At 35.2% G+C, this 14,682-nt stretch carries 8 protein-coding genes; 3 read left to right on the top strand and 5 right to left on the bottom strand.

What is annotated here, in order from left to right; translation table 11 throughout:
• Nucleotides 1-636 precede the first annotated feature (636 nt).
• Together F6K18_RS31255 and F6K18_RS31260 are read right to left on the bottom strand one after the other, a co-directional pair.
• A complete protein-coding gene (locus F6K18_RS31255) occupies nucleotides 637-1,242 on the bottom strand; it encodes an alpha/beta hydrolase (RefSeq protein WP_287526763.1) in 606 nt (201 codons plus the stop codon).
• Nucleotides 1,243-1,604: 362 nt separating this feature from the next.
• Nucleotides 1,605-2,099 carry a DUF1802 family protein gene (locus tag F6K18_RS31260; RefSeq protein WP_287526765.1) on the bottom strand — a complete coding sequence of 165 codons (495 nt, stop codon included), beginning with the start codon at nucleotides 2,097-2,099 and terminating at the stop codon, nucleotides 1,605-1,607.
• Between the two features lie 7 nt (nucleotides 2,100-2,106).
• Between F6K18_RS31260 and F6K18_RS31265 the strand changes: the two genes are divergently transcribed.
• The 3 genes from F6K18_RS31265 to F6K18_RS31275 all read left to right on the top strand — a co-directional run bounded on the left by F6K18_RS31265 (nucleotide 2,107) and on the right by F6K18_RS31275 (nucleotide 10,862).
• Nucleotides 2,107-2,913 (top strand): calcium-binding protein, encoded by an 807-nt coding sequence (locus tag F6K18_RS31265; RefSeq protein WP_287526767.1) that lies wholly within the window; start codon nucleotides 2,107-2,109, stop codon nucleotides 2,911-2,913.
• Between the two features lie 397 nt (nucleotides 2,914-3,310).
• Complete coding sequence (locus F6K18_RS31270; protein WP_287526769.1) at nucleotides 3,311-10,252, top strand: tetratricopeptide repeat protein; 6,942 nt, start codon at nucleotides 3,311-3,313, stop codon at nucleotides 10,250-10,252.
• A 22-nt stretch (nucleotides 10,253-10,274) separates the two neighbouring features.
• Nucleotides 10,275-10,862: a Uma2 family endonuclease gene (locus F6K18_RS31275; RefSeq protein WP_287526771.1), complete on the top strand. Its 588-nt coding sequence runs from the start codon at nucleotides 10,275-10,277 to the stop codon at nucleotides 10,860-10,862.
• Between the two features lie 550 nt (nucleotides 10,863-11,412).
• Here F6K18_RS31275 and F6K18_RS31280 read toward each other — a convergent pair.
• From F6K18_RS31280 to F6K18_RS31285, 3 genes are all read right to left on the bottom strand, one after another.
• On the bottom strand, nucleotides 11,413-12,039 hold the full coding sequence (locus F6K18_RS31280; protein ID WP_353735231.1) for a Uma2 family endonuclease: 627 nt from the start codon (nucleotides 12,037-12,039) through the stop codon (nucleotides 11,413-11,415).
• Nucleotides 12,040-12,057: 18 nt separating this feature from the next.
• Nucleotides 12,058-12,234: a hypothetical protein gene (locus F6K18_RS37050; RefSeq protein ID WP_353735232.1), complete on the bottom strand. Its 177-nt coding sequence runs from the start codon at nucleotides 12,232-12,234 to the stop codon at nucleotides 12,058-12,060.
• 546 nt (nucleotides 12,235-12,780) lie between these two features.
• Entirely contained in the window at nucleotides 12,781-13,557 is a 777-nt protein-coding gene (locus F6K18_RS31285) for an HAD family hydrolase (protein WP_287526773.1), read from the bottom strand.
• Nucleotides 13,558-14,682 lie beyond the last annotated feature (1,125 nt).

Genomic DNA, 14,682 nt, shown 5'->3' on the forward strand with positions numbered 1-14,682 from the left:
GAGAGATTTGGATGTGAGTAGGATAGGAGGTGGAGATGGGGAGATGGGGAGAGGGGGAGAGGGGGAGGGGGAGATGGGGAGATGGGGAGATGGGGAGATGGGGAGATGGGGAGGTGGAGATGGGGAGATGGGGAGATCGAGAAATATTTGGTAATGGTTGAAGATGGAACATTTTTTTATACCGAATTAAACGGATTTGATATAACTAGGTTATTTCTTAGGAGTCACTCCTCAGGTAGGGGAACTGTCGGATTGGCGACGTACAGAATAAATAGCTTTGATACCATTTATTAGGTCGGAATTTATCTTTTTTGAGTTGTGAGATATTGTAGATTTTAGGAAACAGGGAACAGGGAATAGGCAATGAGAAATACTGAAGCAATAAAATTATCGCGAATGATTTAGGATTACTATAATTAAGATTAATTAATATATTGATTATTAGGGTTATCCTAGAAAACAAATGTTGAAAAAAGGGAACAAGTCAAAGGGGAATAATGAAATATTTTTTATCTATTTTTTGATGTTTTTACAAATTACTTACAATGACCATATTAGGAGTATTTAATCATATAAATTAATTCATATTTAAGCATTTTCATTATATTTAGAGCATCCCCTACATATTTATATAAATTACTCATTTCTACAGCTTTCAATAAATTTAATTAAATGTTTGTGAAATTCTTCCGTTTCTTTCATATAACAAGCATGACCAGCATTAGTTAGAATAACTTTTTGAGAATTTGGCATTAGTTTTACTAACAGATCTGCTTGTACTAGAGGAACTATACGATCGTTACTTCCCCAAATAGCTAATGTGGGTAATTTAATTCCTTCTAATTGATTCTGGAAACGTTGAATTCCCACGGTCGCAATCGCGACAAAACCTGCTAATTTATCTCCATGATTAATCACAAAAGGTAAGCTATAACTTCCACTCATAGAAGGAGATACTAAAACTGGAAAATTTAATTTTAAAATATTTAATAATTCTAGTAAAAAACTTACGCTAGAAACTGATGTTCTTTTAGAACGACCATACCCAGGAATATCTACAGCAACTGCTCGATAACCTGTCATAGCTAAAAGTTCAAGAGTCCCAATTTCTTGCCATGTCTGAGCGCTAAAACTTGCCCCATGTAACAAAAGTACACTAACCGAATTTTTTGGGCCTGTTTCAAGATAATGAATCCGAGCGTTTTCCAGATTCAGATATTGAGAATTAATATTGGTATTCATAGTTTGATTAATGATAATTTCATTATCTTACAGTAGTTTGTAATACCAATGTCATAAAATATTGCTACATTCATGGAAGAATGAGCACCGGAACTAGGAGTAGGGAGAGGGAGCAGAGAAAGAGAAGTATAGTAAGCATTTCCTACGGAATGCTGCGCAAACAGCTATTAGCAGTCAGCTATCAGCAATTAGTAATGAATAATTACTTCTAAGATTGAGTCCGGGGACTTTGGCAGTAAATTTTTATTCTTTCTCAATTTCAAAGGTTGTTTTTACCTTTCCCAAAATTAATAACTGATAGCTAATAGCTGATGGCTAAATGCTCTTACGAAGTATATGAAAAAAGATACTTTAAATCTAAATTATTCGGTAAAAATCTGACAAATTTCTGTGGATAAACTTTGATAACGATCGTCAGTAAAAACAGGAACTGAGTTAGTAATATTAATTGGTCTAACTAACTCTATCCAGGAACGACAGCTTCCATATTCGCGACGATAAAAAAAATCACAGCTTCGGGAAAGTTTATAAGTTCTTAAAAGTAAAATATACAGTGGTTGTTGAGGTTTCCATTTTAGGCGATCGCTGACAAATTTTTCATTCCAAATATGATAAACAAACAACTTATTTAAGATAGATTCATCACTCACTGGCAAAATATGAGTAATCTCAGCAAAACTACTAATTTTTATCTTCTCAGGATGCCAACCTGAATCTACAACTTGCACCTGATTTACATATTCTGGCTTAAGTAAATCTGGCTGTTGATGTTCAAAAGTTGGATAGAGTAATACCTGTTTATACGCAACAGCAAAACGACCGCCCTGTTCCTGAATACCACCCTTTCTTAACAACATAATTGTGTTGCCTTTTTCTAAAGTATTAATAGCAATATTCCACTCCTATGGAGGAAAAGATGATGATTGGGTTAGTGGAAATAGAGGAGATGATGAACTTCATGGTAACCGAGGGTCTGATACGGTTAGAGGTGGTGATGGAAATGATACCGCCTATGGAGGTAAAGATAATGACCTGGTGAGAGGTGAGGAAGGAGAGGATCTCGTTTTTGGAGGTCAAGGGTCTGATAATGTCAGAGGTGGTACTGGAAATGATAGTGTCTATGGTGGTAAAGATGATGACTTAGTTGCTGGAGAAGAAGGAAACGATCTAGTTTCGGGAAACCGTGGTAATGATACGGTTAGAGGTGGAGTAGGCGATGATATGGTTTTCGGAGGTAAAGGGGACGATCTGATTGAGGGTGGTGGAGGTAATGACTTGCTAGAAGGGGGTCAAGGATCGGATATTTTCCGTTTTGAGTTTTTCGAGTCAGAGACATTTATTTTAGATGGCACTCAGGTATTTGGTTTCGATACTCTCAATAATTTTGTTCCAGGAGATTCTGGAGTAGACAGTCTCACTGACTTTACTTCAGGAGAAGACAAGATACAGCTTGATGCTAATAGCTTCGACGAGTTAATTGAGCCTGGTGATACTTTCAACCCTGACGAATTTACTACTCTTGATGAATTTGCTCAAAATCAAGATGCCAACCTAGTCTACGACTCAGACCAAGGTTTAATGTACTATATTGACGCAGACAATAATGCTATACAATTCCTGCAATTAGATAGTAATCTAGATATTACTGGTGATGACTTTGAAACTATCTAGTTATAATTTGAGAAAAAGCTGAAACTAGCTAACCATGCTATTAAGTATCTGTGCAAAATTATTTAACGCTTGATTAGTAGGGGACAGGGAATAGGGAATGGAATATGGATTGAAGAAGGAGACAGGAGACAGGAGACAGGAGACAGGAGGAAAATTACATGGGGATTCGCTCCCCCAAGTAATGCGTGAACACCCCCGTTGACGGTGGGGTATTAAACCCACAAAGAAAATGATAAAATATACTTTTGTGCTTGGGCAGTGGATATAAAAAAATGGCGTTGATAAATTACAGGATGAAATTTGCAGGGGCAATCCCCCAATGATTAACCGGGGTAGGTTACAGAGCGCTACCCCAAAATTCCAAATTGTATAAACTCAAAGTTCAAAACTCATCACAATGCACTACTATTCAAATATGAGCAGCGAATCCTCAAAAGTATTGAAGTTAGCTGAAGAAAAAGCTTCAAGAGGATTGTTATATCAAAAGCAGGGAAAACTAGAAGCCGCCATATTGTTATACCAAGAAGCATTAACTTTAGTACCAGACCTTCACTACATTCAGTATAACTTGGGAATAGCTTTTCAGCATCAAGGAAATCTATCAGCAGCTTATATTCATTATCAACAAGCGATCGCTCATCATCCACAGCATATTCAAGCTTACTATAATATTGGCATTGTTTTACAACAACAAGGTTTACTAGAACGAGCAATTTCCAGTTATCAAAAAGTCATTAATTTATGCCAATTTAAGGGGGAAAATATTTTAATTCAAGTTCAAGCTTATAGTAACTGGGGTAATATTTTAGTCAAGGAAGGTAGATCTAAGGAAGCAATCGAAATATTTCAACAAGCTATTAATTTAAAACCAGATGATGCTTCTCTCTACAATAACCAAGGTCAAGCATTTTTCGAGCTTGGTAAAGTAGGAAAGGCTATTACTAATTATCGTCAAGCACTGGCAGTTGAGCCTGATTTAATAGTAGCTCGTTGTAATCTCGGAAAAGTTTATCAACAACAAGGTTGGCACTCAGAAGCTATTGTTTATTTTCAGGAGATAATCAAGCAGTATCCAGAAAATCTTTCTGCTCATAGTAATTGTGCTTTTTCTTTTTTGGAATTAGGGAATTTGGCAGCAGCAATACCTCATTTACAAAAGGCTAACGAGGGTAATTATTTTGTGGAAAGTTATTGTGAAAAAGCAGATTTGTTAACAGGGTTAGATGAATTAGAAAAAGCAAAAATAGCTTGTGCTAGATTTTTAGAGAAAGTCAAAAGTCAAAAGTCAAAAGTCAAAAGAAAGAAGGAAGAAGTAAGAAGTAAGAAGGAAGAAGTAAGAAATAAAAAGTTAAAAGGAAGAAGTCAAAATTCTGAAATCAAAAGTCAAAATGAAGAAGGAATAAGTCAGGAGTGGATGGGGACTGAAATCTCAACAAATTATCAACATCCTGTAGACGATGAGATATTAAACTCAAAAGAAATAGATAAATCAGAACTTACGCAAATTAACCTTGAAAACGCCATATGTAGGGGCGAATGCCATTCGCCCTCACTCGATATTCAGAATTCAAAAGTCAAAAGTCAAAAGGAAGAAGTTAGAAATCTAAATTCTGAAATCAAAAGTCAAAATGAAGAAGGAATAAGTCAGGAGTGGATGGGGACTGAAACTTCAACAAATTGTCAAAACTCTGTAGATGGCGAGATATTAAACCCAGAAGAAATAGATAAATTATATTTAGCAGAAGTTAGAGAAAATTTAATCTTAACTTACTCAAGTTTGGGAAATGTATTATTTGAATATGGTGAATATTCACAGGCAGAAAATTATTATCAAAAAGCATTGAAATTTCAGCCATTAAATGTTGATTTACATCTCAAATTAGGCAATAGTTTAGCTAAACAAAAACGCTTCAATACTGCTATTATTGTTTACCATTTAGGGTTGGCAGTTGAATCTTTTGAAGAAGGAAGAAGGCATCCCCCCTTGCCCCCCTTTGAAAGGGGTGAGGAAGAAGGAAGAAGTCAGAAGTGGATGGGGACTCAAATTCCAACCAATTCTCAACACTCTGTAGATGGCGGAGTATTAAACCCCAGAAAAAAAGATAATTATGCTATTTCTCAAGCATTAGAAAAAGTTTTAGTACAGCGCAATAACTTTGAAGAATTCAAAAGTCAAAAGAAGTCAAAAGAAGTCAGAAGTCAGAAGTGGATGGGGAGTCAAATTTCAAATAATCGAGTTAAATGTCAAGGTTTAAACTGCAAACCTTGTCTCAAACGAATATTTAAACAACTTCAACCAATTCATTTAGGAAATGGTATTCATAGTCTTTCTAGAGAAAAAACACAAAAAATAAATATTGACTTTCCAGAAACACCAAAATTCGTCAAAGAAGTAGTAAATGGTAGAGCATGGATAGTTCCTCAGAAAAATAATTGGATGATTTGTAATGCTATTGCCATTATTAATCAAGAAAATCAATTATTAGCTGAAGTTTCCCGTGAATACCCAGGTCAGTTGCCGGGATGTGACAAATACGATATCAATAACCATCGGTTTTTTACTACGGAAGAATTACCGCCTTTAGAGGAAATAAACGGTACAGTAGCTGTTTTATCTGGGTTGTCAGGAAACGTTTATTTTCATTGGATGGTAGACATATTGCCCCGGATAGAAATCTTGCGACGCAATGGTATAAATTTTGAGCAAATAGATTGGTTTTTAATTAATAGTACTAAACAACCATTTCAACAAGAAACTCTCCGGATTTTAGGAATTCCAGAAGATAAAATTATAGAAAGCGATCGCCATCCCTATATTCAAGCTAAAAAATTAATTGTTCCATCCTTTTCAAGTCATTTAGCTTGGGTAGAAAGATGGACATTAGAATTTCACCGTCAAGTATTTTTAAACAGATCGTTCTCTACTGTATTTAAAAATGGGTTTAAAGGGAAAAAAGAGCGGTATAATTTAGTTAATTCCTATCCTGAAAGGATTTATATTAGTCGGAATAAAGCTAAATATAGAAGAGTTATTAATGAAGCAAAATTAATCGTTCTATTAAGTGAATACGGCTTCGTTACTATCGAACTAGAAACTCTTTCTATTGTAGAGCAAGCATCATTATTTGCTAATGCAAAAGTGATAGTTTCTCCTCATGGTAGTGGATTGACAAATATTATGTTTTGTACTCCAGAAACTACCGTAATAGAATTAGTTTCTCCTAACTATATTAAACATTATTACTGGGCGATCGCTCAACAATTAGGATTAAAGTATTACTACTTAGTAGGAGAAGAATTTACCTATTACCCAATCCGCCAAATCATGTATCCTAATTCCCTCACTGAAGATATTATAATTAACCTTAGTAAACTAGAAAAAATGCTATCGCAAGCAAGTATAATAAAAGTAAATTCCCATCCCACAGTAAAATTTCTGAACGAGGAACAAACTTCTCAGGAAAAAATTCTTCTAGAAAGGAAACTCTCTAATTCCCAAGTTGATGTATTAACCTTTTCCCAAAAAGGTGAAGAAGATAATGTAAGTCGAACTGCAGTAAGTAATCAAATGGCATCTAAAGTTAATCCAACAGAAGCGGCCACTCATTTCCATAAACAAGCTCTATTCTATTTAGACCAAAAGAAATTAGATGAAGCTAAAGCAGCTTGTGAACAAGCTCTAAAAAATCAACCAGATTTTGCTGAAGCCTGCAAAACAATGGGTATTATTGTGCAAAAAGAAGGTCGAATAGAAGCAGCCTTTGAGTGGTATTCACGGGCTATTAATATTCAACCAAATTTTGCCGAAGCCTATGTTAATATTGGAACTTTATATGCTCGTAAACAGCAGTGGCAAGAAGCAATTGAATATTATCAAAAAGCCATTAATATTAAACCAGATTTAGCCCCAGCCCACCGCAACATAGCCAAAGCGTATCATAAAATTGGAAAAGTAGTAGAAGCAGCAATTTTTCAATATAAAGCCTACTGTCTAGAACCCACAAAAGTCAAAGAGCAAGAATATATAAACTTAGGCAATACTCTCTTAAAACATCAGAAATTAACAGAAGCTATATCTTGTTATCGTAGCGCCATAAAATTAAATCCGAATTCAGCAGTAGCTTATCAAAATATTGCAGAAGCATTATCCCAAGCAGGTGATTTTGAAGAATCGAATACTTGTTATCGTAAAGCGATTCAATTAGGAATAATAAACCTCTCCAATGTCAATGGTAACTTAGGTAAAAAAACATCTAATTTATCGGAAAAAAATACAGCATATCAAATAAATTCAACAATAATTAACCAGGAAGAAGGAAGAAGTCAAAATTCAAAAGTCAAAAGTCAAAAGTTAAAAGGAAGAAGTGGTGCGACAGATAACATTTCTGTAGAGCGAGATAATGTAGAAGCTTATAAAAGATTAGGAAAAATGCTGCAAAATCAAGATCAGGCAGCAGAAGCTTGGCAGTGGTATACAAAAGCGATATCTATTGCACCAAAAGATCCAGAAATTTATAGAGATTTAGGTAGTCTATACGGACAACAACAACAATGGCAAGAAGCAATCCAATGTTATCAAAGAGCAATTGAAATATGCCCAAATATGGCAGATGTCAACCGTTATTTAGCAACAGCATTAACTCATGTTGGTCAGCACGCAGAGGCCTCTAAATTTTGGGAAAAAGCTTATTCTCTAGAACCAGAAACAGCAACAGCAGAAGAACATTTGCTCTTAGGTAATACTCTGCTACAAATGAATTTAGTAGAGCAAGCAATATCATGTTATTGTCATGCTATACAAATTAATCCCAAATTAGCAGTAGCATATCAGAACTTAGGGGAAGCTTTGAAACTTCAATCTAATTCCCAACTCTCTAATCCACAAGTTGAAGAAGGAATAAGGAAGACTGAAGTTGAAAGAAAGAAAAAGTCGATGGGGACTCAAATCCCAACCAATTCCAATTTTCAACATCCTATAAACGCCGGGGAATTAAACCCAAAATCAAAAGATAAAACTTATGTAAATAATAGCGATATAAATCATCATATCTATAGTTTTAAACCAGATATTGCACAGAAAGTTGATGGAGCAATAGATCAGGAGCGGGTCAGTATTTCTGATATTCAGTTAGTAGGAAATACTGGTACTTTTCCATCACCATTAAAATATTTTGAGCAATTTTTTAAGCAGTTATTTGAGCGAGTGGCTGCTGTTTTTAATTTCCATCATCAATCATCGGAAAAATATTTACAACCATCTGAAAATATTCCCAGACTTCAGAGTACAAATAATTCCTTCCCTTTAAAACCAAAAATAGATTTTAATATCAAAGATACAACAGAAACTGCTGGTGAAAACTTATTATTTCCTGTTGAAGTAAATTTAACCAATACTGATAAAAATCAGCAAAAAAAAGCATTAATAAAAGATGCAAGTAACGAATTAGAAAAAATAGAAGAAGCGTTACCAAAAATAGATAGACCACAAATAGAAAGCAGCATTGTCAAAAGTCAAAATTCAAAATTCAAAAGTCAAAAGTTAAAAGAAAGAAGTCAGAAGTGGATGGGGACTCAAACTCCAACAAATTTTCAACACCCTGTAGACGGCGGGGTATTAAACCCAAAAGATAAAATAGATACACAAATAAACGCTCAATATGTTGATGTAACAAAATCAGCGGTCGTCCTACCCGATGTTTACATTCAACGAGCTATAGCATACAACCAAGAAGGGTTATATGAACAAGTGATCGCCGAATGTCAGCAAGCTATAGCAGTACAACCAGAGATGGCCATGGCGTACAAAATATTGGGTAATGCTCAACAAAAAATAGGCAGTGCTAGTCAACTCCAGGAAGCCAAACAAAATTATCTCAAAGCTATATCCCTCGATAGTCAAGATCCTTCAATTCACGTCAACCTAGGTAGTTTGTACGCACAAGAGGAATTATGGGAAAAAGCAATACCCTGTTATCAAAAAGCGATTGCTATCAAACCAGACTTTGCCGGAGCATACCGCAACTTAGCTAAAGCATGGACTCAAGTTGGTAAACAAGCAGAAGCAGCAGACTGTTGGTATGAAGCATACACTCTAACCCCGGAAAACATCACTCCCGACCAACATCTAAATCTCGGTAATACCCTCTGTCGTCAAGGTCAATTAACTAAAACCATATCCTGTTATCAGAGGGCGATAAAATTAAACCCAAACTATACTGCAGCTTATCAAAATTTAGCTACAACTTTGAAGCGTCAAGGCAAGTTAGATCAGGCTGCTATTTATGCTGAAAAAGCTCGGAAAATTAGTAATATTTCAGTGAAAAAACAGGTAGAAGTGAACGGCAAGAAACCTCAATATGTTAATCCTGAAGATGTTTTGCAGTCATATTCAAATTCAATGGAAGAAGTAGAAAGTCAAAACTCAAAAGTCAAAAGTCAAAAGTTAGAAATTGAAGAAGTCAAAAGTCAAAAGTGGATGGGAACTCAAAACCCAATCAATTTTCAACACCCTGTAGATGGCGGGGTATTAAACCCAAAATCAAAAGATAAAAAAGAGAAGGAGAAGTTGCCTCAAATTAATCAAGCAGATTTAATTAAACAAGCCGAAGCAGATTTTGTCAATAGTAAATTTTATAGCGCAATATCTACTTGCGAGGAGGCAATTTCTATAAAACCCCATGCAATAGCTTATCAAATAATGGGCAAATCTTGGGTAGAAATAAATAAACCAGACGAAGCGATCGCCGCTTACCAAAAAGCAATTGAAATTAAACCAGACTTTGGCGAAATTTATGCCAGTCTAGGAGAATTATACGCTCAACATCAACGACAGAAAGAAGCGATCGCTGCATACAAAAAAGCCATCAAACTTGCACCAGACTTAAAAGATAGTTATCGAGGTTTAGTGGAAGTCTTGCTAGACCAAGGAAAAGTTGATGAAGCTGAAGAATTATCTTACAATGCACTCATCCAACATCCCAGTTGGGCAACTGCCCAAGAGTTTTGTACTTTAGGTAGGGGTTTAATAGCAGAGAATAAAACACAGCAAGGTATAGCTTGTTTTTATCAAGCAATTGAATTAGACCCCAAATTATTAGAAGCTCACTATAGTTTAGGCAAAGCTTTAGCAGAAAAAGGAGAATGGTTAGAAGCTATCAATTATTATCAACAAATCATTCAATTAGAAGCGAATGAAACTGAAGAAAATTATTCTGAAAGTAAGATAAATATAGATATAGGAGAAATTTACCATCTTTTAGGAGATGCCTTACAAGAAATAGGTAAACTTGATGAATCTGTTGCAGCTTATCAACGGGCAATTGAATTAACAGGAAATTAACTAGATTAAGGATTAATAATTTATGGAAAATCAAAACATTTATTTACCACCAAGATTAGAATTAAAAATTGACTTAACAGACGAACAATTTTGGCAACTTTGTCAAGAAAATGACGACTTAAGATTTGAGAGAAGTGCCACAGGAGAACTAATTATTATGTCGCCCACTGGTAGCATTACAGGAGAACGAAATTCAGAACTAAATTTTCAACTAAGAGCTTGGAATCGTCAAAAAAATTTAGGCAAAGTTTTTGATTCTAACAGTGGTTTTAAATTGCCGAATGGTGCAGAAAGGTCTCCCGATTCTTCTTGGATAAGTAATCAACGTTGGGATACTTTAACATTAGAAGAACAAGATAAATTTGCACCATTATGCCCTGATTTTGTAGTAGAACTAATGTCTCCTAGCGATACCTTAGAAAAAACTAGAGCTAAGATGAGGGAATATATAGAAAATGGGGCAAAATTAGGTTGGTTGATTAATCGGAAAAAACGACAATTAGAGATTTATCGACCACAGCAGGATGTAGAAATATTAGAAAATTCCCAAACAGTATCAGGAGAAAATATTTTGCCAGGATTTATTCTTGATTTAACATTGATTTGGTAATAGAGAAAATCTTTAATTGCTCAATAAAAAAATACAATATTTTTCAAATCCCTTGAATTTATTTATAGGGATTTTTTTTGATTTGTTGTCCGCTCCCTTTTCCCTTCTTCAAAAATACAATCCTTTTTAGGCATTGCTGAATTAAGGTATGAAAGTAGGTTTATAGGGAACAGGGAACAGGGAACACTTAACTGGGAACAGTTAATATTAACAAGTAGTTCAAACCATCCAAAATAAAAAATCCCAAATACAAAATTATCAAATCATACCCACCAGTCAGCAACGCCCCTTTTTAAATATCCTCAATTGATTTTATCAAAATAATTAGGTCTTAAATCCCGCCTTTTAAGGCGAAATATTTTTGGATGCTTGCTCAAATCCCCATTACAAAAATAACTTCTAACTTCTAACTTTTGACTTCTAACTTTTGACTTCTAACTTTTGACTTCTGACTTCGTTTAAAGGGTTTTCGGTGCGGAAAAGCTCCGCTAACAGGGTTTAGAAATGTCAAACACCTTAATGCGTAGCGCTATAAATAAGCAATCAGCAGTCAGCAGTCAGCAGTCAGCAGTAAATGTGTGCGTTTGCGGAGCATTCCGGAACGGAAAGGGGATTTCAACCCCTCCTCAACCATACTATTTGTGCCTACATTCAACCGATCGGCCCGTTCCTCGGCATTGATGGCCTGTTGTTGAGCTGCGACTACTTCTTCTTCTGAGATTGGAATCAAATCTCCATCCATACTCATCCAGCGCAACCAGAGTCGCTCTATATTACTGTCACTCCCCTGCCATAAACCCAGACTGAGTTCGATACTAGGAATTAACAAACGTCCATCAGTCAACTCTGCTGTTTGGTAGCGACCGCCTACTAAATGAAACCCCTGCATTTCATTGGTATAGCGACTGAAAGTCACATAATAAGGCACTCGTATCTGCTCGTAAACTTCCCACTTCGTAGCAGGTTTTCTCAGATTTCCCACTTTCTTTCCTGAATCTTCATTTTCAGTTCCCGGAGACAACAACTCCACTACGACTAAAGGGTTAACTCCTTCTTGCCAAACTACATAGTTCAGGCGCATATCCCGCTCTTCGTATAATCTGGACACTCCCACGACCCTAAACCAATCTGCTCGTTTATACCCACTGGGATGCTTGAGATCGTAGTAAAGATTCATATCGCTGCCACAGAACAATCAATTGGGATACCAGTTGTGAGGTTGAAAAGTTTGGCGCAACAACTCTGGTTGCAAGTAGTGAAATTCGTCTGGCAAACCAGGTTCCTCTTGATTTTCACTTGGTAGGTTGTACATGGTGGGTAGAGTTTGCTTTGCTGAAAGTGGTGGATCTGATTGAATTGATATATTCGTCATTTCAGTTATCAGTTATCAGTACCTCCTGTAATAGGGAGGTTTGAAATTATGGTTTGGTTCGAGTGGGCGAGCGCAAAGTATTGCGGAATATTATCTTTTCGTCTGACTAAAAAATAAAGGGTTTTTTTACTTAGGACTTACGCACTGACAATAGATATAGGGATTTGTGCGTTACGCTGTCGCTAACACACCCTACCAATAGCATTCATGCGTAAATCCTGAAACTACTAATAACGACACTATTTGCGCCCACATTTTTTCACACTTACAGCTTAACATAGGATTTTGACAAATATGAAAGTTGTGTGTAGGAAAAATTTTTGATACTGGAGGAGCGATCGCGATACCCTTTTTACAAGGTGTGAGCTACATCAACTATCCCCATAAATCCCTCTTAAAAAGGGGGACTTCCGGTTTCCCCCCTTGTCAAGGGGGGTTAGGGGGAATCTCCAGCAGTGTACCTAACCCTTACTGAGAAATGCTATATTATAACTGATAACTGAAATGGTGTTGCATAAAAAATCTTGATTTTATGGTGGAAGAAAATTAATTTTTTTCTAATAGTAATTCTGCCAATTCACAAAAACCTTCTGCTTCTTTTTGACTGGTAATATAGACTGGTTGATGATTCAATTTATCCGCATATTCTCGAATATTTGCGACTCCCACCGACAAAGGAAATTTACTTTCATCAAACAGAGTTTCATCATTAGGACTATCACCAACTGTAATAATTTTTTCTGTTGTTAATTCCGGAAAATAGTCTGACAAAACTTGCAATAAACCCGTCGCCTTATCCTGTTCTAAAGGTTTAATATGACATTGCACAGTACTATAGGTAAAACCATAACCTTTGGAGTGAGAAATCTCTGCCATTTTTGTCAGTTCAGATAAATTTAAGTCCTGAATATCAAAAGTAAAATCTGTGAGTCTAAACTGATTATCAACAGATTCTTCAATCCGAGGAAATAGACTTTTTAAGTATTGGAAAACTTCAGCTAAATGTTGTCTATGTAAATTAATATTTGGGATAGAAGTTAAAAATTTAGGTGCTTCGTTATGATTAGGATAAAATAAACCTCCATTTTCAGCGATCGCTCCTACTACTGGCAGATAATTTTTAATAGCTTGCACCCAACCGGCAGAACGACCTGTAATTATTAATACCTGAATTTTTGCTGCTGCTAATTTTTCTAAACTAAGGAAAAGATTAGAAGTAAATTCACCATTTTTAGTTAATGTACCATCCATATCAGTAGCTATAAGTTGAATATTTTTAAGGCTTGTTTTTGCTACTGTTTCAGAGAGAGGAGTCAAAGGCATAATTAATATTTATGATCGATTATTTCAAAACTTTTGAGATTATATAGCGTTTCTCAAAGTAAGCATTCAGCTCTTAGCAGTCAGCTATCAGCAAATAATGAATAATTCCATATAAGCATGAAGAAATGTAATTTGACAGTAAGTTTTAATTCTATCCAAATTTCTCAATTGCTTTTACCTCCTCCTATCATCAATAGCTGATAGCTAATAGCTGACTGCTGTTTGCGCAGCAGTCCGCAGGAAATGCTTATTTCTCAAGTTACTGAGGTACAGTTTTTCTTCTTTTCTATTCTGTACAGACCTTGCATGCAACGTCCCTACCTACTCCCTAAAAGAAACGAATGCGCGTACCTCAAGCTTTTTGGGAATTGCTATATAATAATGTACTAAATAAAGAGTTATTCTCATTATGTTTGAAACAATTACAGCTACAAACTTAACTTTACATGATATTGAAACTAAATTCAATTTACAATTTTCTGAATATAAGCAATTTTTTCGATAATGGCTTGATAATTTACCAATAATTAATGGTTGAGAAAGACAAGGGTTAGATAAACTAAAAGCTGGTTATCTCAACAATATTAAATATCAAATGTTAGAAAATACTACCATTTTGTTAGTATTAGTACCATTATTATATTTGGCAGATTTATATATTCTTCTCTTTCATATTGAGTATAAAAAGTAAGTATAATTTGTGCTACAATAACTACCATTACTACTCTTGACTTATGGAATATCTAAAAAATAGAATATTAATAATCAACCTTCTATCCTAGATAACTAAACCCCTTCTTCCTTCTTCCTTCTTACTTCTTCCTTCTTACTTCTGCTATAGAAGATGAGGATAAAATTGTTAGGGGAAGTATAGATATTTTGGTCTTAAAAGAATATTTTTGGGTAGTTGCTATTGAAGCTAAACGGTCACAATATTCTCTAGAAGTAGGATAGCCTCAACTATTATTTTATCTGTTAACTAATCTGACTCCAAAAGTACCTACATTTGGATTATTGATAAATGGCAGTAATTTCAGATTTATTAAACTAATGAAGGGAGATAATTTACAGTATTCTGTATCTCGACTTTTTGATATTCTTAATCCTGGAAACGATCTGCATCAG

Source organism: Okeania sp. SIO2C2 (assembly GCF_010692625.1).
GTDB lineage: Bacteria > Cyanobacteriota > Cyanobacteriia > Cyanobacteriales > Microcoleaceae > Okeania > Okeania hirsuta.